This window comes from Devosia lacusdianchii (assembly GCF_022429625.1).
Classification (GTDB): domain Bacteria; phylum Pseudomonadota; class Alphaproteobacteria; order Rhizobiales; family Devosiaceae; genus Devosia; species Devosia lacusdianchii.
The window spans coordinates 911516-936408 of sequence record NZ_CP092483.1; the positions used below are offsets into that span (position 1 = coordinate 911516).

Annotated in this window: 23 protein-coding genes; 8 read left to right on the plus strand and 15 right to left on the minus strand. The window is 63.6% G+C overall.

From position 1 onward, the window contains the following. Positions 1 to 7: 7 nt before the first annotated feature. From smc to MF606_RS04490, 3 genes are all read right to left on the minus strand, one after another. A complete protein-coding gene (smc, locus tag MF606_RS04480) occupies positions 8 to 3463 on the minus strand; it encodes a chromosome segregation protein SMC (protein WP_240232455.1) in 3456 nt (1151 codons plus the stop codon). A 36-nt stretch (positions 3464 to 3499) separates the two neighbouring features. Next, entirely contained in the window at positions 3500 to 4282 is a 783-nt protein-coding gene (locus tag MF606_RS04485) for a DsbA family protein (protein WP_240232456.1), read from the minus strand. Positions 4283 to 4370: 88 nt separating this feature from the next. Then, on the minus strand, positions 4371 to 4841 hold the full coding sequence (locus tag MF606_RS04490; RefSeq protein ID WP_240232457.1) for a DUF721 domain-containing protein: 471 nt from the start codon (positions 4839 to 4841) through the stop codon (positions 4371 to 4373). 131 nt (positions 4842 to 4972) lie between these two features. Between MF606_RS04490 and MF606_RS04495 the strand changes: the two genes are divergently transcribed. Beyond that, the gene (locus tag MF606_RS04495) at positions 4973 to 6025 is read left to right on the plus strand and encodes an A/G-specific adenine glycosylase (RefSeq protein WP_240232458.1); all 1053 of its coding nucleotides are present in this window, start codon (positions 4973 to 4975) and stop codon (positions 6023 to 6025) included. A 46-nt stretch (positions 6026 to 6071) separates the two neighbouring features. Then, entirely contained in the window at positions 6072 to 6452 is a 381-nt protein-coding gene (locus MF606_RS04500) for a GFA family protein (protein WP_240232459.1), read from the plus strand. 32 nt (positions 6453 to 6484) lie between these two features. Here the strand turns inward: MF606_RS04500 and MF606_RS04505 are convergent, their stop codons facing one another. From MF606_RS04505 to MF606_RS04520, 4 genes are all read right to left on the minus strand, one after another. After that, positions 6485 to 7642 carry a GGDEF domain-containing protein gene (locus MF606_RS04505; protein WP_240233781.1) on the minus strand — a complete coding sequence of 386 codons (1158 nt, stop codon included), beginning with the start codon at positions 7640 to 7642 and terminating at the stop codon, positions 6485 to 6487. A 199-nt stretch (positions 7643 to 7841) separates the two neighbouring features. Next, positions 7842 to 8975 (minus strand): site-specific DNA-methyltransferase, encoded by a 1134-nt coding sequence (locus MF606_RS04510; RefSeq protein WP_240232460.1) that lies wholly within the window; start codon positions 8973 to 8975, stop codon positions 7842 to 7844. A gap of 110 nt (positions 8976 to 9085) precedes the next feature. Further along, the gene (locus tag MF606_RS04515; RefSeq protein ID WP_240232461.1) at positions 9086 to 9742 is read right to left on the minus strand and encodes a ribonuclease HII; all 657 of its coding nucleotides are present in this window, start codon (positions 9740 to 9742) and stop codon (positions 9086 to 9088) included. A gap of 45 nt (positions 9743 to 9787) precedes the next feature. Continuing rightward, the gene (locus tag MF606_RS04520) at positions 9788 to 10141 is read right to left on the minus strand and encodes a DUF4180 domain-containing protein (protein WP_240232462.1); all 354 of its coding nucleotides are present in this window, start codon (positions 10139 to 10141) and stop codon (positions 9788 to 9790) included. A gap of 89 nt (positions 10142 to 10230) precedes the next feature. On the opposite strand from MF606_RS04520, the gene MF606_RS04525 reads away from it, so the two are divergent. Then, positions 10231 to 10815, plus strand: coding sequence for a hypothetical protein (locus MF606_RS04525; protein ID WP_240232463.1), 585 nt, complete (start codon positions 10231 to 10233; stop codon positions 10813 to 10815). On the opposite strand, the gene MF606_RS04530 is transcribed toward MF606_RS04525, so the two are convergent. After that, positions 10812 to 11246: an Lrp/AsnC family transcriptional regulator gene (locus MF606_RS04530; RefSeq protein ID WP_240232464.1), complete on the minus strand. Its 435-nt coding sequence runs from the start codon at positions 11244 to 11246 to the stop codon at positions 10812 to 10814. The genes MF606_RS04525 and MF606_RS04530 overlap by 4 nt on opposite strands. A gap of 127 nt (positions 11247 to 11373) precedes the next feature. Between MF606_RS04530 and MF606_RS04535 the strand changes: the two genes are divergently transcribed. Together MF606_RS04535 and MF606_RS04540 are read left to right on the plus strand one after the other, a co-directional pair. Beyond that, complete coding sequence (locus tag MF606_RS04535; protein ID WP_240232465.1) at positions 11374 to 12264, plus strand: DMT family transporter; 891 nt, start codon at positions 11374 to 11376, stop codon at positions 12262 to 12264. Positions 12265 to 12322: 58 nt separating this feature from the next. Then, positions 12323 to 13012, plus strand: coding sequence for an HAD family hydrolase (locus tag MF606_RS04540; protein WP_240232466.1), 690 nt, complete (start codon positions 12323 to 12325; stop codon positions 13010 to 13012). 92 nt (positions 13013 to 13104) lie between these two features. Here MF606_RS04540 and MF606_RS04545 read toward each other — a convergent pair whose 3' ends face one another. After that, positions 13105 to 14253, minus strand: a complete 1149-nt coding sequence (locus MF606_RS04545; RefSeq protein ID WP_240232467.1) for a PA0069 family radical SAM protein — start codon at positions 14251 to 14253, stop codon at positions 13105 to 13107. Positions 14254 to 14680: 427 nt separating this feature from the next. Between MF606_RS04545 and MF606_RS04550 the strand changes: the two genes are divergently transcribed. Together MF606_RS04550 and MF606_RS04555 are read left to right on the plus strand one after the other, a co-directional pair. After that, a complete protein-coding gene (locus tag MF606_RS04550) occupies positions 14681 to 16165 on the plus strand; it encodes an MDR family MFS transporter (RefSeq protein ID WP_240232468.1) in 1485 nt (494 codons plus the stop codon). Positions 16166 to 16362: 197 nt separating this feature from the next. Beyond that, complete coding sequence (locus MF606_RS04555; RefSeq protein WP_240232469.1) at positions 16363 to 18135, plus strand: sensor domain-containing diguanylate cyclase; 1773 nt, start codon at positions 16363 to 16365, stop codon at positions 18133 to 18135. Here the strand turns inward: MF606_RS04555 and MF606_RS04560 are convergent. The 3 genes from MF606_RS04560 to MF606_RS04570 all read right to left on the minus strand — a co-directional run bounded on the left by MF606_RS04560 (position 18132) and on the right by MF606_RS04570 (position 19915). Continuing rightward, a complete protein-coding gene (locus MF606_RS04560; protein ID WP_240232470.1) occupies positions 18132 to 19139 on the minus strand; it encodes an NAD(P)-dependent alcohol dehydrogenase in 1008 nt (335 codons plus the stop codon). The genes MF606_RS04555 and MF606_RS04560 overlap by 4 nt on opposite strands. 85 nt (positions 19140 to 19224) lie before the next feature. Beyond that, on the minus strand, positions 19225 to 19449 hold the full coding sequence (locus MF606_RS04565) for a helix-turn-helix transcriptional regulator (protein WP_240232471.1): 225 nt from the start codon (positions 19447 to 19449) through the stop codon (positions 19225 to 19227). 1 nt (position 19450) lies between these two features. After that, positions 19451 to 19915, minus strand: coding sequence for a hypothetical protein (locus MF606_RS04570; RefSeq protein ID WP_240232472.1), 465 nt, complete (start codon positions 19913 to 19915; stop codon positions 19451 to 19453). Between the two features lie 166 nt (positions 19916 to 20081). Between MF606_RS04570 and MF606_RS04575 the strand changes: the two genes are divergently transcribed. Beyond that, positions 20082 to 21899 carry a patatin-like phospholipase domain-containing protein gene (locus tag MF606_RS04575; protein WP_240232473.1) on the plus strand — a complete coding sequence of 606 codons (1818 nt, stop codon included), beginning with the start codon at positions 20082 to 20084 and terminating at the stop codon, positions 21897 to 21899. A 182-nt stretch (positions 21900 to 22081) separates the two neighbouring features. On the opposite strand, the gene moaB is transcribed toward MF606_RS04575, so the two are convergent. From moaB to MF606_RS04590, 3 genes are all read right to left on the minus strand, one after another. Further along, positions 22082 to 22618: a molybdenum cofactor biosynthesis protein B gene (gene moaB, locus MF606_RS04580; RefSeq protein WP_240232474.1), complete on the minus strand. Its 537-nt coding sequence runs from the start codon at positions 22616 to 22618 to the stop codon at positions 22082 to 22084. After that, positions 22596 to 23918: an MFS transporter gene (locus MF606_RS04585; protein WP_240232475.1), complete on the minus strand. Its 1323-nt coding sequence runs from the start codon at positions 23916 to 23918 to the stop codon at positions 22596 to 22598. The genes moaB and MF606_RS04585 overlap by 23 nt, the downstream gene beginning before the upstream one ends. A 122-nt stretch (positions 23919 to 24040) precedes the next feature. Further along, entirely contained in the window at positions 24041 to 24844 is an 804-nt protein-coding gene (locus tag MF606_RS04590) for a uracil-DNA glycosylase (RefSeq protein ID WP_240232476.1), read from the minus strand. Between the last annotated feature and the right edge of the window lie 49 nt (positions 24845 to 24893).

Below are 24893 nucleotides of genomic sequence, written 5' to 3' on the forward strand. Positions count from 1 at the left end.
CGGCGTCTTAACTTGCTTCGCGGAAGCTCTCGGCCGTGGTCAAGTCAACCGAGACCAGCTGGCTGACGCCGCGTTCTGCCATGGTCACACCGAACAGGCGATCCACCCGGCTCATGGTGATCGGATTGTGGGTGATGACCATGAAGCGCGTATTGGTGCGCTGGCGCATGGAATCGAGCAGGTTGCAGAACCGCTCGACATTGGCGTCATCGAGCGGCGCATCGACTTCGTCGAGTACGCAGATCGGCGCCGGATTGGTCAGGAACACCGCAAAGATCAGGCTCATCGCGGTCAGCGCCTGCTCGCCACCCGACAGCAGCGTCATGGTCTGTGGCTTCTTACCCGGCGGGCGGGCAATGATTTCGAGGCCGGCCTCAAGCGGATCGTCGCTTTCGACAAAGCTCAGCTCGGCCGTGCCACCGCCGAACAGAGTGGTGAACAGCTCCTGGAAATGCGCATTGACCTTGACGAAGGCCTCGCTCAATCGGGCGCGGCCTTCGCGGTTGAGTGACTGGATGCCGGTACGCAGCTTGGCGATGGCTTCGATCAGGTCATCCTTATCCTTGACCATCAGGTCGAGCTTTTCCTGAACCTCGACAGCTTCCTTCTCCGCTGACAGGTTGACGCCGCCAAGCCGCTCGCGCTCGGCCTTGAGACGCTCCACCTTCTGCTCGGTGGCGGCTTCAGACGGCAATGCATCCTCGGCACGGATACCGGAGGCCTCAAGTGTCTTGGTGGCGGGAATGTCGAGGATTTCCTCGATCTGCCGCTCGATCTGCTGGCGCTGGGCGATGAAGCCTTTGCCGCGTTCCTCGATGCGCGTCAGCTCGATCCGGGCGCTGGCGAGAATGTCGCTCGCCGCTTTCAGCGCCTTGTCGGCCTCGCGATATCCGGTTTGGGCCACGCTCAGGCTGTCGCCAGCCGCCTTGTGTTCGATCTTGGCCTGCTCGATCTGGTCTTCGAGCTGCGCCCGGCGCGCGGCAAAACCATCGGGTGTTTCGTTGATGCTAGCGAGTTGCGCCGACACTTCCATGCTGCGCTGATCGAGCGTCGACAGCTGCGCCATTGCTCCGTCGCGGCGCCGATTCCAGCTCAGGCTGTCGCGCTCCAGCTGGTCGATCCGGCTCTCGCGCATGCGCGCCGCCGTCTCGAAGCTGCCCAGTTTCAACCGCGCCTGGTCAGCCCGTTCGCGGGCCGCCGACAGCGTCGTCTGCCGCGCCTCGGCAACGCGCGCTGCGTCAACTTCGGTCCCAGCCTCAACCAGCGCGCGTTCGGCGTCGGCGCGAATACCCTCGGCCTCGGCCAAGCTCGACGCCAGGCGGATACGCGCTTCTTCCAACGCCGATTGCCGCGTGGTCAGATCACCAATGGCCCGCTGCGCCTTGTCGACTTCCGACTGTGCTGCGCCAATCGCATGCTGTGCTGCGCGCCAGCTTTCCCGCTTGGCCCGCTCATCTTGCCGGGCAGTATCAAGCGCTGCACCAAGCGCCTCGACGTCACGCTTCCAGCCATTGCGTTCGCCCTTGGCGCGCGCGATTTCCTCATCAAGGTCGGTCAGCCGGTTGCGCTGCGCCAGTCGTTGTGCCGCGGCGCTCGGTGCATCAGCCGCAGCCACAAACCCATCCCAGCGCCAGAGCGCCCCGTCGAGGGTCACCAGCCGCTGGCCAGGCTTGAGCGCATGCATCAGGCCGGGGCCATCAGCGGCATCGATCAGTCCGATCTGGTCCAGCCGACGCTTGAGCAATGCGCTGCCCGTGACATAGCGCGACAACGGTTCGGCGGCCTGGGGCAGGGCGGCATCGTCGGTGTGATCCACCGGCACCGACCAATGCATCGGCGCACCCGCATCCGAGCTGGCCTCAAGGTCATCGCCCAGTGCCGCGCCCAGCGCCGTCTCATAGCCGGGCGTCACCTTCAGCTCGTCGACAATGGCCGGCCACAGGCTGGCGCCGACATTGAGCATCTTGGCCAGCGTCGCCGCTTCGGCCTCAAGTCGGTTCAACGCGGCCTCGATTTCGGCGAGGCGCGGACGGGCAGCGTCGAGCTTGGTCTGCGCACCTGCCGTCGCCTCCTCGGCCACAGTCGCCAGTCTCTCGGCCTCCGCGGTTGCAGACTGCGCTGCCGCCAAGGCCGCGCGCTTCAGCGTCAGCGTCTCGTCGGCATCAAGGCTCGCGGCGACTGTGGTTGCTTCGTGCTCGACCTCGGCGACCTGTTGCGTTAGCCGCTGGATGCGGGCCGCTGCATCACCCGCGCTGCGAATGGCCTGAGCGCGACGCGCCCGCACCTGGGCCAGTGTGTCAGCGGCCGATCGTGCATCAGCCTCGGCAGTCGCGACCTCCGCACGCGCGGCATCAGCCTCGCGGCGCGCATGATCGAAGTCGGCCTGCGCCGCTTCGCCTTCGACCTGCAGCTTGCCCAGTTCCTCGGCATAGAGCGCCAGCGTTGTCTCGCTCTCGGCCACCAGTTCGCGCTCGCGCGTCCCGTCCGCCGCCAGTTGTCGAATGCGGTCTTCAAGTTCCGCCCGGCGTTGATCGGCTCGGCGCGCTTCCTCGGCAAGCTGCTCCGCATGGATCGTATAGCGCTGCAGCACCGCGCCGGTGACGGCCTCCCGATCACGCAACGGCTGCAATGCGGCATCGGCCGCTTCGAGCTTCTTCTGCGCCTGCAATTCGAGATGGGTGGCGTCGGCCAGTTCGCGGATCAACACCGCCTGCTGTGCCTCGGTTTCCTTTTCGGCGAACCGGGCTGCAACCCAGCGGATATGATAAAGCGTCGCCTCGGCCCGGCGGATATCGCCGCTAAGCGAGCGATAGCGCGTGGCGAGACGCGCCTGGCGCTTCAGCGTTTCGAGCTGGGTTTCGACCTGGGCGATGATGTCGTCGACGCGCTCCAGATTGCCCTCGGCCGCCCGCAGCCGCAACTCCGCCTCGTGCCGGCGCGAGTGCAGCCCTGAAATGCCCGCGGCCTCTTCAAGCAGCGCCCGACGGGCCGTCGGCTTGGCGGCGATCAGCTCACCGATCTGGCCCTGCCGCACCATGGCCGGCGAATGGGCGCCGGTGGAGGCATCGGCGAAGAGCAATTGCACATCGCGGGCGCGGACTTCCTTGCCATTGACACGGTAGACCGAGCCGGCCTCCCGCTCGATCCGGCGGGTGACTTCCAGCACATCGGCATTGTTGAGCGCAGCCGGTGCCGTGCGGTCGGAATTGTCGAGTACGAGGGTGACTTCGGCCGAATTGCGGGCCGGGCGATTACCCGAGCCCGAAAAGATCACATCGTCCATGCCCGAAGCGCGCATGGCCTTGTATGAGCTCTCGCCCATAACCCAGCGCATGGCCTCGACGAGATTGGACTTGCCGCAACCATTCGGCCCGACAATGCCCGTCAGCCCCGGCTCCATGACCAGCGTCATCTCGTCGGAAAAGGACTTGAAGCCGTGCAGCTTGAGACGGGAGAATTTCATGGCAGCGCCACCATGGCGACGCTGCCAAAGCCCAAATTACTGAGCAGGCGTAGCAGCCGGCTCGGCCGGAGCCACGGCATCGGCAGCGGGCGCCATTGCGTCGGCTGCAGGAGCCATTGCATCCGTGGCTGGCGCGGCAGCGGGAGCAGCGGCTTCTGTAGAGACAAAATCGGCAGGCACAAGCGGATCGATTTCAGCCGCGAGCTGCTCGAGCGTCTTGTCCCCAGTGAGTGTCTTGCCGTTGACATAGAATGTCGGCGTACCTGAAAGCCCGAATTCGTTGAGCGCCTGCTCGCGAACCGCTTCCATCCCGGTGAACAGCGCCTGATTCGTCAATGCGGCGTCGAATGTTTCCTGGGTAAAGCCCAGCTGCTTGGCGATTTCGAGGATCGCGTCGCGCGGCGTTTCCGAAGTGGCCCAGGTGGTCTGGGTCTTGAAATAGGTCGAAACCACGTTGTGGTAGTTGGTCGGGCCGGAGGCTTCGGCCAGCATGAACACGGCCGCGTCGAGCACGTTGCGCACGAACGGGCGGGTGATCAGCTTGACCTTGCCGGTGTTGACATAGGTCTCGATGAAGCTGGGCAACACGTCGTTGGAGAAGGTCGCGCAATGCGGGCAGGTCGGCGAAGCATATTCGATGACGGTCACAGGGGCGGTGTCGCTGCCCTGCACATGGTCCACATAGCCGCCAGCCGGCGCAGCAAGCTTGGCAACGTCGATCATGTCGCCTTCGGCGGCGCTGGCAGTGGCGACCCCGCAGAGGCTCAGAGCCGATGCGGCAGCGGCCAGAATGAGGGTGTCACGGCGGTTGAATTTCACGGCTAACGCTCCTGTTTTGATGTGCGCGACACTACACGGGGCAAATGTGTGGGCAAGTGGGCACGTTCATCACTGCTGGGTGAACGCTCTATTTGCTCTTTCGCTCCGATCTGCTGGAGAGCGCGTGACCAAGTGTCCGCAACGCTTCCCTCAGATCATCATCGGCGACATCGGCCACTTGGGCCCCGACCTTCGCGATTGTGCTCTGGCTCGGTTGGTTATTGTTTTCTGCCTGGCGCGCTGAACCGGGGGTGAACGGTTCGGCCGACAATCTGACAGCGCCCACCAGCACGAAGCCGAAATAGCGGTTCACCGCGGCGGCGATCTTCTCACCCTCATGTGAAATTGCCAGCGCATGCCCGGGCACACAGCGCAGTAGTAGCGTCGCGCCCTCCTCGCTGCGTTCACCGCGCGGCCAGGTCAGCTTGTCGGGAATGGCGACCGTGTCATAGGGCTTGGGTGCCATCACCGACCAATGGGTGATGATGTCCCGGCTGGCAAAGCCGCGTTTGCGCAGCACCGGATCGAGCGCACCGCCGAGCACATCGGCAATGTTCATCGTCCGATTACGGCGTTTCGGTTCGGGCGGTTCATCCTTAGCCATGGCGATGAAGTACCCCCACCTCGCCGCCCCAGCAAGATAGAACTGCCCCTTGTCGGGAGGGACAGGGTAGGGGTATCCGATTACCCATGCATCTCCCCGCTCCCGCGCCCATCGACGCTCCGGCTGTGCTCGCCTGGTACGATCGCCATGCCCGCGACCTGCCCTGGCGCATCTCGCCAACCGATCGGGCACGTGGCATCAGGCCCGACCCCTATCGCGTCTGGCTCAGCGAGGTGATGCTCCAGCAGACCACTGTGGCCGCGGTGAAGAACTACTTCCTCCGCTTCACCAGCCTGTGGCCCACGGTCTTCGATCTCGCCGCGGCGCCCCTCGACAGCGTCCTCAAGGAATGGGCCGGCCTCGGCTACTATGCGCGTGCCCGGAACCTGCATGCATGCGCGCAGGCCGTTGTGCGTGATCATCATGGCATATTTCCCCAGACCTCGGTTGGGCTCCAGACCCTGCCGGGCGTGGGCGCCTATACCAGCGCCGCCATCGCAGCGATCTGTTTTGACGAACCCGTCGCCGTGCTCGATGGCAATCTCGATCGCGTTCTCGCCCGCTATTACGCGCTGCCGGTTCCGGTACGCGAGGCCAAGGATGAACTTCGCGCCGCGCTGCAAGCCTCGGTACCGTCGCGCGCTGGCGACTTCGCCCAGGCGATGATGGATCTCGGTGCCACCATTTGTGCGCCCCGCGCCGCCGTATGCATGCTATGCCCGATCCAGCCGGGATGCATCGCGACCAAGGCCGGCGACCCGACGATTTATCCGCTCAAGGCAGCCAAGGCCGAGCGTCCGATCCGCAAGGGCCACGCCTATGTGATGCTCGACGCCGATGGCGACGTCTATCTGCAATCGCGCCCGGCAAAGGGCTTGCTGGGTGGCATGACGGAGGTTCCAGGCTCCGACTGGGCGGCAACGCTGCCCGCCCCTGATTACCCGGCAGGCGGCGAATGGCGACACCGCGGGCGGGTCGTCCATATCTTCACCCACTTCCGGCTGGAACTGGAAGTCTGGTCGGCCGAAGTTGAGCCGGACAAGCTCGACGGCGGCTGGTGGGGCGAGGCGCGTGCCCTCAAGGGCGAGGCCCTGCCGACCTTGTTCCGCAAGGTGCTGGCCGAAGCCGGACTTGCCTAGATCGCCCGCGGTTTCCATTATGCGGCGCCCGTTGAAGGAGCCGAAAATGCATGAGGGATCGTGTCTGTGTGGCGCCGTGCGCTTCACCGTTGAGGGTGATCTGCCCGCCCCTAATGCTTGCCACTGCACGCGCTGCCGCAAGCACACAGGGCATTATGAGGCTGGCACCGATGTGCCGCGCTCGGCCGTCACCATCACCGGCGAGGACAAGCTGACCTGGTATCACTCGTCCGAAAAGGTGCGCCGCGGCTTCTGCTCGATCTGCGGTTCGTCACTCTTCTTCGATCCGCCGCATCTCGATTGGATCGGCATCATGATGGGAGCGTTCGACACGCCGACCAACACCAAGCTGTCGTTGCATATCTTCGTTGCCGACAAGGGCGATTACTATGACATCACCGACGGGCTGCCGCAGAACCAGCAATAGTCGAGTCGATATCGCTGCGTGGATTAGGCGGCCTAGGCGGCGTGCCTGCCACGCCGCGGCAGGGCTAGCGGTGCCGGGTCGCCAAATAGCACCACCCGGTTCCGGCCAGTTTCCTTGGCTTGGTACAGTGCCGAATCCGCTCGAGTGAATGCCGCGCGCAGCGGCTCGCCGATGCCATGCACGGCTACGCCGAAGCTGGCACTCAACCTGTGCTCGACCGTAAGGCCGGTATGGGCCGTCTCATGAAAGCGCGCGCGGATCATCTCGGCGAGGTCGCGAGCTTCCCCAATGGCCTTGCCGGGTAGGAGGATGGCGAATTCTTCGCCGCCAATGCGGCCGGCATGATGGCCGGTGCGGGCGAGCAGTGCCGCGAATGTGCGGATCACGTCATCGCCGGTCTGATGGCCGTAGCGATCGTTGACCTGCTTGAAATCATCAATGTCGCAGAACACGACCGCGCCGCCCAGGCCCATTGAACTTTCAGCCGTGGCATCGAATGCACGTCGGTTCAGTAGGCCCGTCAGGCCATCGCGCTCGGATTGGTGCTGAAAGGTCCTGATGGTATCCGCGATGTTGCGAGCAATCAGCAGGAAGATCACCGGCGGCACCAGCAGGCCCGAGACGCTGAGCAGCACCGTCTCCAGCGCCGACAGGCGGAACTCGGTAAAGCTGACGTCGGCTCCATAATAGAACAGCAGCAGCGGTATGCGTACGGCGCTGAAAGCCGCAATCACGACCAATCCGCCGGTCACCAGCAGATCGAGCAGGTTGTGGCGCATTTGCTGGCTCATCCACACCGCGGCCTGCGTCGCCGCCAGTGTGCAGGCCAATTGCGTCACCACCGCAAACTGGAAGAAGGCCGCATCGGCGACCTGCAATACGACAGCCAGCAGCGTCAACGCTCCTACCGCCACCAGCACTGGCAAGCTCGCCTTCGTCGCCTTCGGGTTCATGGCTTTGATGCCGAGCCCGGCAAATATGCAGGCGATGGGCGCGAGCGTGGCCTTGGCCAAGAGCTCGACCGGCGTGCCGGCACCGAATGTCATGACCAGCGTCTGGGCGCTGCCGCAGATCAGTGCCGCAGCCAGCCACGCCATCGGCCACTTGCCCCGCAGCACGACGCTGGCGACAGCACACATGGCAGCTGTGAACGCCAGGATCGCCGCAATAACGATGTTCAGGCCAATCATCACGGTCACGACAAGGTCCGCCCGTCACAGAGTGGGGGGATGGTGGACGCGTGGCGGTTAACGGACGGCTTCGTCGGGGCGAACAATGCGCGCCAACAAGCTCATATCGTTAAAAGGGTGTGTGCTTGGCGCCGAAACAAAGAGGCCGCCGGGGCAAACCGGCGGCCAGTTCAAGAGCCTGAATGATTGGAGGTCAGGATCAGGCAGAAAGCAAATCAAGTTTTGCACGAATATCCGTGCGAAGTTCGTCAATCGGGCTGATCTGCCCGTTTTGCTCGTGATGCCAGAAGGTCCACCCGTTGCATGCCTCGGAGCCCTGGACCAGAGCTCCAACCTTGTGGATGGAGCCTTGATGAGTGCCCGAGACGAGCGAGCCGTCTGCACGAACCATGGCGTAGTAACGTTTCGTTAAGTCGAAGAGTTGCGTGCCCGGTTCAATAAGTCCCTGCTCGATGAGCGAGCCAAAGGGGATGCGCGTTTCCTTGCGCTTGGGCGTCACCGATTGCAGCGCCTCGAACACGCCCGGCCGGATGGCCGATATGCGCTTGAGCGCTGCGTTGATATAGCTTTCTTCCCGCTCGATGCCGATGAAGTGGCGGCCCAGCTTGCGCGCTACGGCGCCGGTGGTGCCGGTGCCGAAGAACGGGTCAAGCACGATATCGCCCGGCTTGGTCGTGGCATTGAGAATGCGGAACAGCAGGGCCTCCGGCTTCTGGGTCGGATGGACCTTGCCGTCATCCTCGTCCTTCAGCCGCTCGGCGCCGGTGCAGATGGGGAACAGCCAGTCGCTGCGCATCTGCGTGTCGTCATTGGCCAGCTTCATGGCCTCGTAATTGAAGGTGACGCGGCTCTTCTGGCTGCGCGCTGCCCAGATCAGGGTTTCATGCGCATTGGTGAAGCGCGTGCCCCGGAAATTGGGCATCGGATTGGCTTTGCGCCAGATCACGTCGTTGAGCATCCAGAAATCGAGATCCTGGAGCGCCGTGCCGACGCGGAAGATATTGTGATAGCTGCCGATCACCCAAAGGGCGCCATCGGGCTTGAGCACGCGGCGCGCCGCCTTGAGCCAGGCGCGCGTGAAGGCATCGTAATGGGCAAAGCTCTCGAACTTGTCCCAGTCGTCATCGACCGCATCGACCTTGCTCTGGTCCGGGCGGGTGAGGCCCTGATCGAGCTGCAGGTTATACGGTGGGTCCGCAAATATGAGGTCAACCGAGCCGGCCGGCAGGGCATTCATGTGGTCGATGCAATCGCCCACCAGGATGGTATCGATAGGGAGCCGAACAGGCTCCTCCGCAGCGGCCACAGGGGCCGTACGCGCGGTACGCAACATACACTTAACCCTAACAAAGGACTAACCAGGCCGTTATAGCCGCTCAGGGTTAATGGAGCGTTCGCAAGGGGTTAGCGGGAGGTTAAGAGACCACGCTTTGGGCAGCAAGCCTAAGCCACTGCCACGCGCACTCGGGCCCAGGCCTCGGCCACCGGCGCGAATTCCTCGCGATGGTGCCGGCACGGTCCATTCTGCACCAGCGCCTGCATATGCTGGGGCGTCGAATAGCCCTTGTGCCCGGCAAAGCCGAAGCCCGGCGCGTCGCAATCCATGATTCTGCACATGCGGTCGCGCGTCACCTTTGCAACGATCGACGCCGCCGCGATCGAGACGCTGCGGCCGTCGCCGCCGATCAGCGCCAGGCCATCGCAAGGCAGGCCCATCGGCACGTCCCGGCCATCGATCAGCACGCGATCGGGACGAATGCCGAGGCTGCACGCCGCCTGCGCCATGCCCCACAGGGTTGCCCCACGGATATTGTGCGACAGGATGATCGAAGGCGGCGCCACCACCACCGATACCGCCAGCGCCGTGTCGATGACCTGCTGGAACAGCAATTCGCGCTGCTCCTCGGTCAGCTTCTTGGAATCGTTGAGGCCCGGCGGGATTGCATTGGCATCGAGCACGACGGCCGAAACCACCACTGGCCCAGCCAGTGGCCCACGCCCAGCCTCGTCGACGCCCGCAACCACGCGTGCGCCGCGGGCGAGGAGTTCGCGCTCATGGCAATAGTCGGGCTCGGTCTGGATGGACGAATCGAACAGCATGCTGCCAGCATCGCTCTCGCACCGATCAAGTCAACGCCAACCCGTTCACAGCCGGGCGAGCAGCGCCGCCTGATCGGGCACGAACAAGTGATGCCCGCGCCGGTTGGTCTCATAGACGAAATCATGCAGCGCCTTGCTGGCGGCGACGCGGGCTTCGATATCGCCCAGGATCACCAGCCGCCGCCCGTATTGCTCCATCTTCTGGAACACTTCGCCGGCAATACGGCTGCTGAGATCGAGAAAGCCCGGCGCCAGTCGCGAGACCGGCACGGCGATGATGTCCGGATTGGCCTCGTAAGCCTCCCCGATCACATCCGGAGCGCTCATATCCGCGCCGAGAAGGCCACCCTCGGGCGGCAGTTCGCAGATGACGAGCCCCTTGTGCTGGGTGACATTCATGACGACTTCTCCGTGATTTAGCCCTGTGCCGGGCCCGGGGGCGTTGCTATAATCCGTTCCGCCGGAGGGCGCCAGCAGAAGAGAACTCAATGATCGCCAGAATCGGCAGCGCCTTTCTTATGCTCCTCGCATCTTCCCTGCCCACCGCGGCGCAGCCGTTTCATCACCCCTTTGGCGAGTGGCGAGAATACAGCCGCGACTGGCTTGCCGCCTGTCCCGATGTGATCGACGAAAGCGCCACCGACTATTACGGCTTTTCCTGCTTTGCCAGCACCGGCAGCCAGGAGCTCAACAGCGCCAATCTGCCGGCCTACAAGCTCACCATTATTCGCAATCGGCTGACCGGCGATCTGGATGTGGCCATCACCATCGCCGCCGACCGCGTCGAGGCCGATCCCGCCCGGCCGCTGGTTCTGGCCTTTGGCGGCGAGAAGCCCCAGCGTTTCGACTTCACCACCGATCTCGAGACCCGCCACAACACGGTCAACCAATTCTTCGTGGTCGACCCGGCCAGGCGCGATGCTGTGCTCGAACAAATGAAGCAGCGCAACTCGCTGCTGCTCAAAGTGCCGCTCAGCGACGGCACCAGCAAGGATGTCTGGCTCTCCCTGCGCGGCGTCAGCGCCTCCATCGACTTTATGGCCACCTATGCCCGCAAGGTTGCCCAATACTAGAGCGGCGGCAGGCGGCGCTTTACCGGCTGGGCTTTGACGATGGCCGTGCTTGTTTCCGCCTTGTCGGCGATCCGGTCCAGGATTTGATCGAGCTGTTCGATTGAACGCAGTTGCAGGCGCGCGATGAAGCAGTCGTCGCCCGTCACCTTGTCGCATTCTGTGATTTCAGGGATGTCCTCGATCAGTTTCTGCACGATGTGGAGCTTGCCGGGTAGGGGCTTCACCCGCACGATCGCTTGCAGCGCGTAACCGAGCGCCCTGCTGTCGAGCTCAAGCGTGAACCCTTCGATGACGCCGCGCTCCTCAAGCCGTTTCAGCCGCTCCGACACGCTGGGCGACGATAGCTCCACCCGCTGCGCCAGCTCCTTGATCGAAAGCCGCGCATCCCGTGACAGTGCTTCGATAATCCGTCGGTCGATTTCGTCGATCATTTTCGTTTCCAAGGGGAATTCGAGATTCTGCCGAACAATGTAAAGCAGATTTGGCCTGCGCCTAACAAGCCTCATGGATGGATGGTCCGGGAAGGCCTATCTTCGCTGCACGCAAAGCGAGGCAGCAATGAGCACGACACGCGGTACCATCGAGATGACAGCGGCCATGGCGATATCAGGCACGGTCGGCGCCTTCGTCGTATTCTCGGGCCAGCCCGTCATCGATGTCGTGCTGTGGCGTTGTGCCTTTGGGGCGATCCCCTTGCTGATCGCCTGCGCTGCGCTCGGATTGCTGCGGCGTGATATCATCACGCCACGCCAGTTCCTGCTGGCCGCGCTCGGCGGCGTGGCCATCGTCGCCAATTGGCTGCTGTTATTCGCGGCCTATCCCCTGGCGTCGATCTCCATCGCCACGGCGGTCTACAACACCCAGCCGTTCATGCTGGTGGCGTTCGGCGCGCTGTTCCTCGGCGAACGGCTGACGGCGCACAAGCTGGCCTGGCTCGGTATCGCCTTTGCAGGCGTGGTGCTGATCGCCAATGCCAAGGCCGGTGATGGTGGCACGAATTACCTCGCGGGCATCCTGCTCGCGCTCGGCGCCGCCTTCTTCTATGCAGTCGCCGCGCTGGTGACCAAACGCCTCACGGGCGTGCCGCCGCACCTGATCGCGCTAATCCAGGTGGGCGTTGGCATGCTGATGGCGGCACCATTTGCCGGCCTTTCGGATCTACCCACCAGCCCCCAGACCTGGGCCAGCCTTGTCGCCATCGGCGTCGTCCATACCGGGCTCGTCTATATCCTGCTCTATGGCGCTATCCAGAAGTTGCCGACCCATCTCATCGGCGCGCTCTCCTTCATCTATCCGGTGGTCGCGATCGTGGTCGATTTCGTTGTTTTCGGTCATCGCCTGGGCGCGCTGCAACTGCTCGGCGCCGCGGCCATCTTGGTCGCCGCCGCCGCCATGACGCTGGGCTGGACGCCATTCGCCAAACCCGGTCAAGCACGGGCAAGCGGTTGACGGGCGTGCACTTTTGGTATCGGGTCCACACGCTTTACATCGCCTGACGGAAATCCCGATGATCCTCCTGCCTGGCTCTGCGCTTCTGTTCGATATCGACGGGACGCTGGCCGATACCGATCCGCTGCACCTTGAAGCGTTCAACCGCACCTTCGCGCCATTCGGCCATCACTTCGACAAGGCCCGCTTCGCGCTGGAGCTGCAAGGCAAGGCCAACGAGGCCATCGCCGCCCGCTTCATCCCCGACCTGCCGCCTGAAGAGCAGATCGCGGTGATGCGCGGCAAGGAAGCGCTATTTCGCGATCTGGCTCGCACCGAAATCCATGCCGTGCCTGGCCTGTTCGAACTGCTCGATCTGGCCGATGCCGCCGGCCTGCCCATGGCGGCGGTGACCAATGCCCCACGCGCCAATGCCGATCTCATCCTCGATGGGCTGGGCGTCCGCGACCGCTTCAAGGCGCTGGTGATCGGCGAGGAACTCGCCCACGGCAAGCCGCATCCGCTGCCCTATCTCGAAGGTCTGCGCCACCTCGGTGCTGATGCCCGCGTGTCCGTCGCCTTCGAGGATTCCCGCACCGGTATTGCCTCGGCCAACGGCGCCGGTCTTGCCACCATCGGCATCCGCACTTCGTTGGTCGACGCCGACATGCGCGCCGCCGGCGCCGTTCTTTCGGCCGACAGCTACGATGATCCAGCACTCCTGGTCTTCATCCACGCCACCGTCAGCGAGCCAGAATTCTCCCAGTAGACCTCATCCTGAGCTTGTCGAAGAACGAGGTCGTGGCACCAAGGCCTCCACGCGCTTGACCTCGTGGTCCGACAAGAGGTCTCAGCCCTCGCCTAGAACAGACTCATCTGCCGGTCTTCCAGCTTAGGTGCGATGAACAGGTCGTTGCGCAGCCCCGGTAGCCTGGTGTCGAGGCCATAGCGCTCGCGCGCCTTGTCGAAGCGCTGGCGGAGCAGGGTGGCATAAGGGCCTTCCCCGGTCATTCGGACGCCCCAGCGCGCGTCATAATCCTTGCCGCCCCGCGTATCGCGCACCAGCGACAGCACATGGCGCACCCGGTCCGGGAAATGCCGCAGCAGCCATTCGCGGAACACGTCGCGCACCTCGCCCGGCAGCCGCAGCAGGATCATCGAGGCGCTGACCGCCCCCTGCGCCTTGGCGGCGTCGAGAATGCGTTCGAGTTCCATATCGTTGATCGCGGGGATCATCGGCGAGGCAAATACCGCCACCGGCACACCGGCCTCACTCAACAGCCTGATGGCCTCCAGCCTCCGCGCCGGCGACGATGCGCGCGGTTCCATCTTGCGGCTGAGCTTATGGTCCATCGAGGTCATCGACAGCGCCACCTTGACCAGGCCCAGCTTAGCCAGCTCGGTAAGCAGATCAAGGTCGCGAATGATCAGCGCCGATTTGGTGGTGATCATCACTGGATGCCGGGTTTCCAGCATCACCTCGAGAATGCCGCGCGTCAGCTTGTGCTTGCGTTCGGCCGGCTGGTACGGGTCGGTATTGGTGCCCATGGCAATGGGCTTGACCTTGTAGCCCCTGGCCCCGATCTCCGCCCGCAGGGCCTCGATCGCATTGACCTTCACATAGATATCGCGCTCGAACTCCACGCCAGCCGAATGTCCGAGAAAGGCATGGGTCGGTCGCGCGAAGCAATATGAGCACCCGTGCTCGCAGCCGCGATAGGCATTGATCGAGCGCTCAAAGCCGATGTCTGGGCTGTCATTGGTGGTGATGATGGTCTTGGCGCGTTCGATATGCTCGATCGTCTCGAAGATCGGCAGCGACTCGACAGTCGACCAGCCGTCCTCAAAGCCCTCGCGCGTCTGCTTTTCGAACCGGCCGCTGCGATTGGACTGCGCTCCGCGACCGCGAATGCGATCAGGATCCAGCAGCTCGCGCCGCGCCAGATCGGCGTCGCGACTGCGGCTGAGTTTTTCCAGAGCTTCGAAAGACGGGGCCTGGTAGAGGGCCATCATTGTTCTCCTGCCGCGCATCAACAGTCGAATCGTGACGACTGAACGCATGAGAACATGTAGCAGTTCAATGAGAACAAAACAAGAACTGCACTCCAATGCCTGGACGGCATATGGGTATGCCCAGCCGCGGGCGGAAGGGCAAAAAGGTTGATTTTGCAATCCCCGATTGCATTTTCGTGGGTAGACCGCGGTTGCTCCCGGGACTAAACCACCGATCCTTCCGCCAAAGCGCATGTCCCGCACATTGGTTAAGCGGAAAATTTAGTATTGACCCGTTTGGTCACCGTCATTACTAAAGTACATACCTAACTATATCGCTGCTGACACAGGCTGTCGCAGAAATTTTTCAGAGTGGTCGTCGAAATCAAGCGACGCTGCTCGTCGTCTTGGCGACAACGCAATTTCCGGGTCCTAGGGGAATACCATGACTGACACCACTTACGACGCCATTCCGGCCAGCCCGCCGCTCGACGCCGATACGGCTTCGCGCAACAAGCTGGTCATCGCCCTGCTGCTGGTCTCCACCTTCGTGGTGTTTCTCAACGAAACCATCATGAGCGTCGCCATCCCGCATCTGATGAAGGATCTGGGGGTGACGGCCAGTGCCGCGCAGTGGCTGACCACCGCCTTCCTGCTGACCATGGCGGTGGTGATCCCGATCACCGGCTTCCTGCTGCAGCGCATCAACACGCGGCCTATCTTCGTGCTGGCCATGTCGATCTTCACCATCGGCACGGCCATCTGTGCCGTGGCGCCCGGCCTCGAACTGCTGGTCTTCGGCCGCGTGATTCAGGCCACCGGTACGGCCATCATGATGCCGCTGCTGATGACCACCGTGATGACGCTGGTGCCACCTGAGGGCCGCGGCAAGACCATGGGCAATATCTCCATTGTCATGTCGATGGCGCCTGCCATTGGCCCGACCATTGGCGGCTTCATCCTGGCTCACTTTGACTGGCGATTCATGTTCATCCTGGTGCTGCCGATCGCCGTCGGCGCCCTGGCACTGGGCTACCGCAAGATGCTCAACGTCTCGACGCCCCGCTACGCGCCGCTCGACGTGCTTTCAGTCATCCTGTCGGCCCTCGCCTTTGGTGGCCTGGTCTATGGCCTGTCCAGCTTTGGTGAAGGCGCGTCGCACGCTGGCGAAGCACCGATGATTCCGGCTTGGGTGCCGATCGTGGTTGGCGTCGTTGCCATGGCTATCTTCATCGCCCGTCAGCTGGTGCTCCAGCGTCAGGATAAGGCTCTGCTCGACCTGCGGACCTTCGAGTCCGGCACCTACCGCGCCGCGATCATCCTCATGGCGGTCGCCATGATGGCTCTGTTGGGCACGGTTATCCTGCTGCCGATCTATCTGCAGAACGTGCTGAAGCTCGACACCCTCCAGACCGGTCTGCTGATGCTGCCTGGTGGCCTCATCATGGGCCTCATGGGTCCGGTGGTCGGCCGGCTCTATGATCGTCTCGGCCCAACGCTGCTGCTCGTCCCCGGTACCATGCTGGTGGCTGGCGTGATGTGGGCGTTGACGCTGGTCGGTCAGGATACCCAGGTCTGGGCGATCCTTGTGGGTCATATCGCGATGAGCGTCGGCCTGGCTCTGGTGTTCACCCCCGTGTTCACCGCCTCGATGGGCTCGGTGCGTATGGAACTTTACTCCCATGCCAGCGCCACCCTGGGTTCTGTTCAGCAGGTGGCGGGTGCGGCGGGTATTGCTCTCTTCGTGGCCATCATGACTATCCAGACGGCCAACCTCACCACCGAGGGCCTGGACCAGATCGCGGCCCTCTCGGGCGGTATCCGCCTGGCATTCTTCGTGGGCGCGATCATCTCGCTCTTCGCAGTGGTTGCGGCCTTCTTCGTCCGCAAGCCCGAAGGTGGCCCTGGCATGAGCCACGGCGGCCACTAAACGATCAAATAGACAAAACCAACGGCGCCGGATCACCTCCGGCGCCGTTTTCCTTTGAGGCGCGTGCGGCCTCATCTGAACAAGTTTAAGGGTTCTTCGAACCGGCGATTAACGGCATTGCCACTCTGCCGGTTGCGGTAAACCTTGTTAACACAATGGCTGGCGCACCCTGTTCGCGGATTACGAATGGGACGACCATGTTCGAGGCGACCTTTCGAAGACTTGTGAAGCGGCGCGACCGCATGACGCTGGGCCAGCAGGTGGCGCTGGTCACCGCCCTGCTCTGCCTTGCGCTGGTTGCAACCGTCGCCGGCACCGCCGCCTATGTGGCGCGGCAGCAGGCGATGGTGCGGGTTGAATCCGCCATGGTGGGTGTTGCCGCCAACGTCGCCCAACGCCTCGATACCAGCGTGTTCGAGCGTTTTCGCGAGATCGGCAACATCGCCCGGCTTGCCCCGCTCGAGCCGGTATGGCTCGGCGACCCGGCCGCGACTCGCGATATGCTCGAGCAATTGCAGTCCACGCTTCCAGACTATGCCTGGATCGGCTTCGCTCTGCCCGACGGAACCGTCAAGGCCGCCACAGGCGGCCTGCTCGAAGGCGTCTCCGTGGCCGAGCGGCCCTGGTTCACCGCCGGTGCGGCCGGCCCGACAGTGCAGGACGTGCACGACGCCAAATTGCTGTCCGAACTTCTGCGGCCACCGGGCTCCGGGGGCGAACCCATCCGCTTCGTCGATATCGCAACCCCTGTGCGCGATGCTGCCGGTTCCACCATCGGGGTTCTCGGCGCCCATATGAACTGGACCTGGGCCGCCGACATCAGGCAGATCGTGCTTGAAGGGCTCGATCCGAGCCTCGCCACTGAGATTTGGATCCTGGCCCGCGATGGCAAGGCCCTGCTGGGCCCCGAATTCGGCAGCCAGCCCATCGATAGCGCGACCATCGCCCGCATCGGCTCCTCCGGTTTCCTGTCCTTCCGCGACAATGTCGAGGGCGGCCACATGCTCGGCGCCGTCGTCACGCCCGGGCAGCTCGACTATCCCGGTCTTGGCTGGATCGTCGTGGCGCGCCGGCCGCTGGATCTGGCGGTGGCGCCGGCCAATCAACTGACACTGGTCATCGCCCTGATCGGCGTTGCATTTGCGGTCCTGGGCGTCACCGCAGCCACGGTATTGTCCCGCCGGTTGACGCGTCCGCTGCAGCGCCTGGCCGCCAGCATCGACAGTATCGGCCGCGATAGTGGCGCCGTTATTCCCCGGGACCATTCCTCGCGCGAGGCCTCGCAGCTTTCCGTCTCCATCCGCTCGCTGCTGCGCCGCCTCGGCAGCGCCGAAACGGCGCAGGAAGCTGCAGCGCGGGAGGCTGCGCTCAACAAGCAACTCCTGGTCGAACGAACCGAGCGCCTCGGTGAGGACATCAATGCCTTGCAAACCCAGGCCGAGACCGACCCATTGACCGGCCTTCTCAATCGTCGCGCCTTCCGCCTGTTCGGCACCGATGCCATGAACTATTTCAAGCGCCACAAGCGTAAGCTGGGCGTGCTGGTGATCGACATCGACTTCTTCAAGCGCATCAACGACACCTACGGCCGCAGCGTCGGCGATGACGTGATCCGCTCCATCGGACAGATCGTGCAGGCCGAGGCCCGCACGATCGACAAGGTCGCCCGCTTTGGCGGTGAGGAATTCGTCGTGTTGCTACGCGAAACCGAAAAGCAGGGGCCGGCCATTCTGGCCGAGCGCATCCGCGCCCGGGTGGCCGATCAGCTAATCGACCACCCCGAACACGGCACCATCCACGTGACCGTATCCATCGGCGCCGCCCTGGCTTCGGTCAATGATCGCGATATCGGCGATCTCGTCGAGCGTGCCGACCGCGGCCTCTACCGGGCCAAGGCCATGGGCCGCAACTGCGTCGTCGTCATGGATGCCGATAAGGAAACGCCCCAGCGCGGCGCCCGCGCGGCTTAGGCCGCCGAAGCCGGAGCGGGCAAAGCCAGTTTTGCCGGCGTCACAACATGCACAATGACGGCTCCGCGCTTGCGTCCGCTATCGACCAGCGCATGCGCCTTTCCTATATCTTCGAACTCGAAGCAGCGGTCGACCGTGCTCCGCAACGCGCCGGCCAGCCACAGGCCGCGCAACACTTCCAGCTCCGACTGGCTTTCATCCGACATGCCGGCAATGACCTTGCGTCCGCCACCCAGCGCGCTGAGGGCCGCGCGGATGAACGCTACCCCGCCACCGGCGACAGCCAGCAGGATGCCCTTGACCGTGGTCGCCTGCCGAAACCGTCGCGGCGAAACATTGTCCATCGTGTCGAAGATGACATCGTAACGCCGGCCGGTCTTGGCAAAGTCGGTTGTCGTGTAGTCGATCACCTCGCTTGCGCCGAGGTCTCGCACCAGCGCCGCATTGGCGGCGCTGCACACCGCCGTCACCGGGGCGCCAAAGTGCTTCGCCAATTGCACGGCGAAGCTGCCCACCGCGCCCGACGCGCCATTGACCAGCACCTTCTGGCCGGGCTGGATATTGGCCCTGCGCAGGAAGTACAGCGCCGTCAGCCCACCAAAGGGGATGGCCGCCGCCTCCTCGTAGCTCATCCGCGCCGGCATCGTGGCGATCGCGGCGCTATCCGGCACGGTCTTGTATTCGGCGTAGGCGCCATAGACGTGGAGGCCGAATACCCGGTCGCCCACCCTGAAGCGGGTGACGTTCCGGCCAATCGCCACCACCTCGCCAGCGAACTCGCAGCCCAGTACGTTCTTCCTGGGCTGGGTGATGCCCATGACCAGTCGCGCTGGCAGCCAGAACGCTGCCGGTATGCGGAAGGCCCGCAAGCGTGCATCGCCTGAAGTGACCGTGGTCGCATGCACCTTGACCAGCACCTCGTTCTCCCTTGGCATTGGCCTCGGCACATCCTTGATGACCAGCACGTCCGGCGCGCCATAGGCTGTCTGTACGATGGCTTTCATCTCGATTTCTCCATTTCGCAGGCATGCGTCAGCCCGCGGCCCGCAACTGAGCTGGGGCCGATGTTCAGTTCGCGATATCTCTCGGTCAGTCGGTACTAGGCTTCTTCCACTGGAAGACCTCGCCGATCTCGACGCCGAAAACCTCCGCGATGCGGAAGGCGGCCTCGAGCGAGGGCGAGTATTTGTTCTGTTCGATCGCGGCCACGGTCTGCCGCGTCATGCTGATGCGATCGGCCAGCTCCTGCTGGGTCATCTCGCCATGATCGAACCGCAGGCGGCGGATGGTGTTGGTGATGGGCGGCGGCGCCATGTCACGCTGTCATCCGGAACATGACGATCTTGACCCCTTCGCGCACCAGCTCCACCAGCACGATGCTCATCAGGAAGCCGTTGGCGAAGATGATCGCCGTGCTGCCCGCAGGATCTTCCGGATAGGCGGCGCGGATCGTATCGACATTGAGCAACCCGGTGATCAGCACCACCGGCACGATGAGTTCGAGCAGCTTGAACCCGATTTTGTCGGCTTTGCCCTCGATCTGACGTTCCAGTTCATCGGGTGGCGCATCCATCGACTGGCGTGTCCTCAGTGACAGGGCGATCGCCAGCCCCAGCATGATGCCCACCGAAATGATGAGGCAAACGATGAAGAGGTTGCGCAACCCCGTGCCATCGATGCGCCCGGACAGCGCGTCGCCCCAGAACACCGCGAAATAGTAACTCCAGACGATCAGCGTGGTGATCACGGCGATCCACGACGTCCTCTCTCGCATCGACATGTACGCACTCCTGCTCTGACGGCCAATGTATCCAACATTTTTGGCATCATGTAAAGAATATTATACATGGTGGTAGAAATTTCGAACAAGATGCCGCGCGCCCGCGGTCGCTTGCTGCAAAAGACCTTCGGTGCCAGACTTCGTGGCGCCATTGGAGGGCCCGCCGATGTCAACTGTGCTACCGGACTATTCTCGCAATCAGTTCGATCTCACCGGGCCGCTTGAATGCGATGCGATTATGAAGGGCGGGGTGACGTCCGGGATCATTTATCCCTACGCCATCCTCGAAATCGCGACCAAGTATCGCTTCCGCTCTCTGGGTGGCACATCGGCCGGGGCGATCGCGGCAGCCTTCGCTGCCGCAGCCGAGTATGGGCGGCAGAATGGCCGCCCCGAGGCGTTCCTGACGCTGAAGAAATACTGCGACGAGCTGCCCGATATCCTGCTGTCGCTGTTCCAGCCCAGCCCGTCATTCAAACCGGCCGCCGAGTTGGCCAAGCAGGTCGTGCGGGCCGGCGGCATCAACGGCTTCGTCGATACTGTGCTCAAGCCTGGGGTCCGCGCTCTGCTGCAGCGCTCGGCTCTTACCTGCGCTCTTGCAGCAGCGGCAGGGGGCCTGGCTTTGGCGATCCCATCATGGCTGCTCGGGGCAGGGGCCTACGCCACGATTCTGGCCGCTGTCCTAGGCTTGGTGCTGGGTGGCCTGGCGGCTCTGGCATGGGTGGTCGTGGGTCAGCTCCGGCGGGCAGTGACGACAATCGTCGAGCCGGCAACGGCCATGTTGCAGGCCCTGCCGACCAACAATTTCGGGCTCTGCACCGGTCTCACCGAAGGTGAAGGACCGCTGGCCGTCACCGATTGGATTCACCGCGCCCTGCAGGACATCGCTTTCGGCGACCCGGCGCATCGCAAGCCCCTGACCTTCGGCGACCTCAGCGCCAAGGGCGTCGACCTGCGGGTCGTCACCACCAACCTTTCAATGCGCCGCCCCCACACACTGCCGCGCCTGGGCGCTCCCGCGGGCTATCTCGCGGCGGAGTGGCGCAAAATCCTGCCCGACGCGGTCATGCAATATCTGGCGCGCCGTCCGGGCCGCTCCTGGCCGCATGATCCGGCGGCCCGTCCCTTCCCTGGCGAGGCGGCCTTGCCGGTGCTGGTCGCCGTGCGCATGAGCCTCAGCTTTCCCGTACTGTTCACCGCCGTGCCGTTGCGCATGGTCGATACCGAACTCCCCTCGATCATGAAGAATCTGGGAGCCGCCTCGTCGCCACCGGCAATGCCAAAAACGGCCCTGTTCTCCGATGGTGGCATCAGCAGTAACTTTCCCATCCACATGTTCGACGCGGTGCTGCCGACGCGACCGACCTTTGCCTTCAGCATCGAGGAGTTGTTGGGTTATGCCAGCAACCTGAGCCGGCGCGTGACGGTGCCACAATCGGCGGCGCAGGGCATGGGCGTCCAGATGTCCGCCGTCGGCGACATCACCGGCTTCGCCTGGTATGTCCTGAATTCAGCCAAGGACTGGCAGGATCAGTTGCTGTCCGAGCTGACCGGCCAGCGCGAGCGCATTGCCCGCATCTTCCTCGCCGACGGCGAGGGCGGCCTCAACCTCAACATGTCGCCCGAGGCATCGCGCCAGCTCATGTATTGGGGCTATGAAGCCGGCAAGGCCTTCACCAACGGCCCTTTCAGCTTCGATGAACACAAGTGGCGCCGCCTGCTCGTGCTCTATCGCCACGCCAGGGAGAGTCTCTCGTCGGCCGACGCAATCTGGCAGGCCGGCTTCGGCGCCTGGTACAAGGGGTATCTCAGCAAGGCCAAGAGCTACAAAGGGCTGAGCAAAACCAACCGGCGACAGGTCGCGACGGACCTCCAGGACCTGTTCGCTTTGGCACGCACCCTGGAACAACGCACCCCATTCGCCGGATTGGACGACGATCTGCCACGCAAGAGCGGCGTGCTCAAGATCGGTCCCAAATTCTAGGCCACCAATCGAATTACTCAGTAGACCTCATGGTGAGCTTGTCGAACCACGACGTCGTGGCAACCAAGCCTCCAGCTTCGCGCGCTCACGATTTGCTCAGAGCAAGCTACCATCACTGTGTCATTCCCGCGTTCGCGGGGATGACATCGCAAAAAAAGCCGAACCCCAACGAATCCTCGCGCCTAGCGCTCGTCCAGCCGGGGCATGAGTTCGACGAAGTTGCAGGGCTTGTGCCGGTAATCGAGCTGGTGGCTCAGAATCCCCTCCCAGGCATCGCGGCAAGCGCCGCGCGAGCCGGGCAGGCAGAACACGAATGTTGTACCGATCAGCCCCGCCGTAGCGCGCGATTGCAGCGAACTGGTGCCCACGGTTGTGGCCGAATACTGATGGAACAGCACCGAGAAGCCTTCCATCCGCTTGTCGAACAGCGGCTCGACCGCTTCGGGTGTCACGTCGCGGCCGGAAAATCCGGTACCGCCGGTGGTCAGCACCACGTCGACACTGGGATTGGCGACAAAGCCCTGCATCGCCTGGCGAATGAGCTGGATATCGTCGCGCACCACGACGCGCTCGGCGCAGCGATGGCCGTCCGCCTCGAGCAGCGACTTCAGCAGCGCGCCGCCGGTGTCGGTCTCAAGCGTTCTGGTATCGGAAACGGCGATGACGGCAATGGAAAGCGGCCTGAATTCGCGGTCTTCAAACCGTGCCGTCTTGAACATCGCGCCTCTCCTCGGGTGACTCTGCCAGCTCGTCGGGGACCGGCGCCTCGGCGTGGCCCATTTCGGCGCTATCACTATCAGCCCGTGGGTCGAGCACAATAGTTTCCGGCGTCACCTGCTTGTCGCCCATGGGCTGGAACGGGGCGCGGTCGGCGGCGTCGATGCTCTTGCGAATACGCATGCGCATGAAGGCGGCAGCCGCGAGGGCGCCATGGAAGGCGGCGGTGACGATGAACAGGCCGACCGGCGACCACGCCCCCATGATGAGCGAGGCGACAGCGGGGCCGATCGCGAGGCCCACGCCCAGGATCAGCAGCATGCCGCCGGCGATCTTGGCAAAGTCGCCATCCTTGGCGAAGTCGTTGGCATGCGCCACCGCGACCGCATAGATCGGGTTGGCGGCAAAGCCGTAGAGGGCGAACAGCACATACATCATCCAGCCCGCAGTGGGGTTGATGAGCACGGTGAGGATGCCGACCACCGAGGCGAGGCCCGAAAGCCCGATCAGCACGATGCGGCGATCGATCCGGTCGGAGAGGCGACCGAACGGAATCTGCGCCACCGCGCCCAGGATTGCCGCGATGGCGAACAGCAGCGCTATGCCGCTGGCATCCAGCCCCTGTTCATAGCCATAGACCGGCGCCAGCGTGCCGAAGGCGCCGTTGGCCATGCCCACCGAAAAGGCCGCGATCGCCGCGACTGGCGATGTCCGATAGAGCAGCCCGATATCGATCTTGGCCGACGACAGCGGCCGGGGCTGCGGGCTCGAGGTGAGCGCCGTGGGCAATATGGCGCAGATGAAGCTGATGGCGCCGAGCACGAAGGGAACATAGCCGGCCGTACCAGTGACCGACATGGCGATCTGTCCCAGCGTCGATGCCGCCATGTTGATGGTCACATAAATCGAAAAGATCGTGCCGCGGCTCTTATTGTCGGCCACCTCGTTGAGCCAGCTTTCGACGATCATCGCCGCACCGGCAAAACAGAAGCCGCTGAGCGCGCGCAGCAGGATCCAGCTGATATCGTTGATCCACATGAGGTTGAGCAGGATGGTGATGGTGCCGATGGCCGCCATCACCGAGAAGGCCCTGATATGGCCGACCTTGCGCACGATAACAGGCACCGCGATGGAGCCGGCGACGAAGCCCACCGACCAGCCGGTGCCGATCAGGCCCAGCGACAGCAGCGAAAACTCTTCCTCCGCACCACGAACCGACAGCAACAGACCCTGCAACCCGCCACCAAACATCAGCAGCGCGGAACCCAGGAACAGGGCGTAGATCTTGATTACGGAGGCCATGACGCTTTCGGCTGTGCGAGGGTGGAAGAACGTTGCAAATCACGCAACGGTGACAATAACGCGGCGTTCCCCGATTAGCGCATTGGAAATGCGGCATAGCTAAGTTTTTGCCCATACGGGCACTAGCCGATGCCCAGTTCCTCGATCTTCAGCCGCAGGCTCAGCAAATCCTGCCACGCCTGCTGCTTGGCAGCCGGGTTGCGCAACAGATAGGCCGGATGCAGCGTCGGCATGGCGTCGACCTGATGGTTGCCGATAGCAACAGCGCTCCACTTGCCGCGCATCTTGATGATGCCATTGGTGGTCGAGAACACCGTCTGCATGGCCGGACCGCCCAGCGTCATCACCACTTTTGGTGCCACCAGTTCCACCTGCCGGTGCAGGAAGGGCAGGCAGAGCGCCATTTCCTCTGGCGTCGGGGTACGATTGCCCGGCGGCCGCCACGGTACGGTATTGGCGATATAGACCTTGGTGCGGTCGAGCCCGATGGCGCCAAGCATGCGGTCGAGCAATTGCCCCGATTTGCCGACGAATGGCTTGCCCTGCCGGTCTTCCTCGGCCCCCGGCGCTTCGCCGATCAACATGATATCGGCCTCGGGATTGCCATCGGCAAACACCAATTGGGTGGCACGCAGCTTGAGCCCGCATCCATCATAGCGCCCCAGGATGGCCTGCAATTCGTCCAGCGTCCGCGCTGACGTCGCCAGGCCCCGCGCCTCCTGGGGATCGCCGCCTATCGGCAAAGCCTCAATCGGCCGCTCCGCCGGCGCGCTGGCAACCGCCTGCGGCGGCGCGACCCGAGCGGGTGGGCGCTGCGCAAACCGGTCGACCGGCTCCTCGCCCACGGCAACGTCAACGCCCGCGGCTCGATACCAGTCGAGCACGGCGAGCATTTCGTCGTGATTTAGCGGTCGATCTTGAGCCATGTTCTCTGTTATGTCACAGCCCGTTTGGCGCGGCCAGCCGCGCATCCGG

Bases quoted from the DNA above. Each gene is read 5' to 3' on its own strand.
- MF606_RS04500 (WP_240232459.1), top strand. From the start codon at position 6,072: ATGCATGAGGGATCGTGTCTGTGTGGCGCCGTGCGCTTCACCGTTGAG.
- MF606_RS04575 (WP_240232473.1), top strand. From the start codon at position 20,082: ATGTCAACTGTGCTACCGGACTATTCTCGCAATCAGTTCGATCTCACC.
- MF606_RS04530 (WP_240232464.1), bottom strand. From the start codon at position 11,246: ATGATCGACGAAATCGACCGACGGATTATCGAAGCACTGTCACGGGAT.
- moaB (WP_240232474.1), bottom strand. From the start codon at position 22,618: ATGTTCAAGACGGCACGGTTTGAAGACCGCGAATTCAGGCCGCTTTCC.
- smc (WP_240232455.1), bottom strand. From the start codon at position 3,463: ATGAAATTCTCCCGTCTCAAGCTGCACGGCTTCAAGTCCTTTTCCGAC.
- MF606_RS04550 (WP_240232468.1), top strand. From the start codon at position 14,681: ATGACTGACACCACTTACGACGCCATTCCGGCCAGCCCGCCGCTCGAC.
- MF606_RS04505 (WP_240233781.1), bottom strand. From the start codon at position 7,642: ATGATTGGCCTGAACATCGTTATTGCGGCGATCCTGGCGTTCACAGCT.
- MF606_RS04590 (WP_240232476.1), bottom strand. From the start codon at position 24,844: ATGGCTCAAGATCGACCGCTAAATCACGACGAAATGCTCGCCGTGCTC.
- MF606_RS04555 (WP_240232469.1), top strand. From the start codon at position 16,363: ATGTTCGAGGCGACCTTTCGAAGACTTGTGAAGCGGCGCGACCGCATG.
- MF606_RS04520 (WP_240232462.1), bottom strand. From the start codon at position 10,141: ATGAATGTCACCCAGCACAAGGGGCTCGTCATCTGCGAACTGCCGCCC.
- MF606_RS04510 (WP_240232460.1), bottom strand. From the start codon at position 8,975: ATGTTGCGTACCGCGCGTACGGCCCCTGTGGCCGCTGCGGAGGAGCCT.
- MF606_RS04490 (WP_240232457.1), bottom strand. From the start codon at position 4,841: ATGAACATTGCCGATGTGCTCGGCGGTGCGCTCGATCCGGTGCTGCGC.
- MF606_RS04495 (WP_240232458.1), top strand. From the start codon at position 4,973: ATGCATCTCCCCGCTCCCGCGCCCATCGACGCTCCGGCTGTGCTCGCC.
- MF606_RS04540 (WP_240232466.1), top strand. From the start codon at position 12,323: ATGATCCTCCTGCCTGGCTCTGCGCTTCTGTTCGATATCGACGGGACG.
- MF606_RS04570 (WP_240232472.1), bottom strand. From the start codon at position 19,915: ATGTCGATGCGAGAGAGGACGTCGTGGATCGCCGTGATCACCACGCTG.
- MF606_RS04525 (WP_240232463.1), top strand. From the start codon at position 10,231: ATGATCGCCAGAATCGGCAGCGCCTTTCTTATGCTCCTCGCATCTTCC.
- MF606_RS04545 (WP_240232467.1), bottom strand. From the start codon at position 14,253: ATGGCCCTCTACCAGGCCCCGTCTTTCGAAGCTCTGGAAAAACTCAGC.
- MF606_RS04535 (WP_240232465.1), top strand. From the start codon at position 11,374: ATGAGCACGACACGCGGTACCATCGAGATGACAGCGGCCATGGCGATA.
- MF606_RS04560 (WP_240232470.1), bottom strand. From the start codon at position 19,139: ATGAAAGCCATCGTACAGACAGCCTATGGCGCGCCGGACGTGCTGGTC.
- MF606_RS04565 (WP_240232471.1), bottom strand. From the start codon at position 19,449: ATGGCGCCGCCGCCCATCACCAACACCATCCGCCGCCTGCGGTTCGAT.
- MF606_RS04585 (WP_240232475.1), bottom strand. From the start codon at position 23,918: ATGGCCTCCGTAATCAAGATCTACGCCCTGTTCCTGGGTTCCGCGCTG.
- MF606_RS04515 (WP_240232461.1), bottom strand. From the start codon at position 9,742: ATGCTGTTCGATTCGTCCATCCAGACCGAGCCCGACTATTGCCATGAG.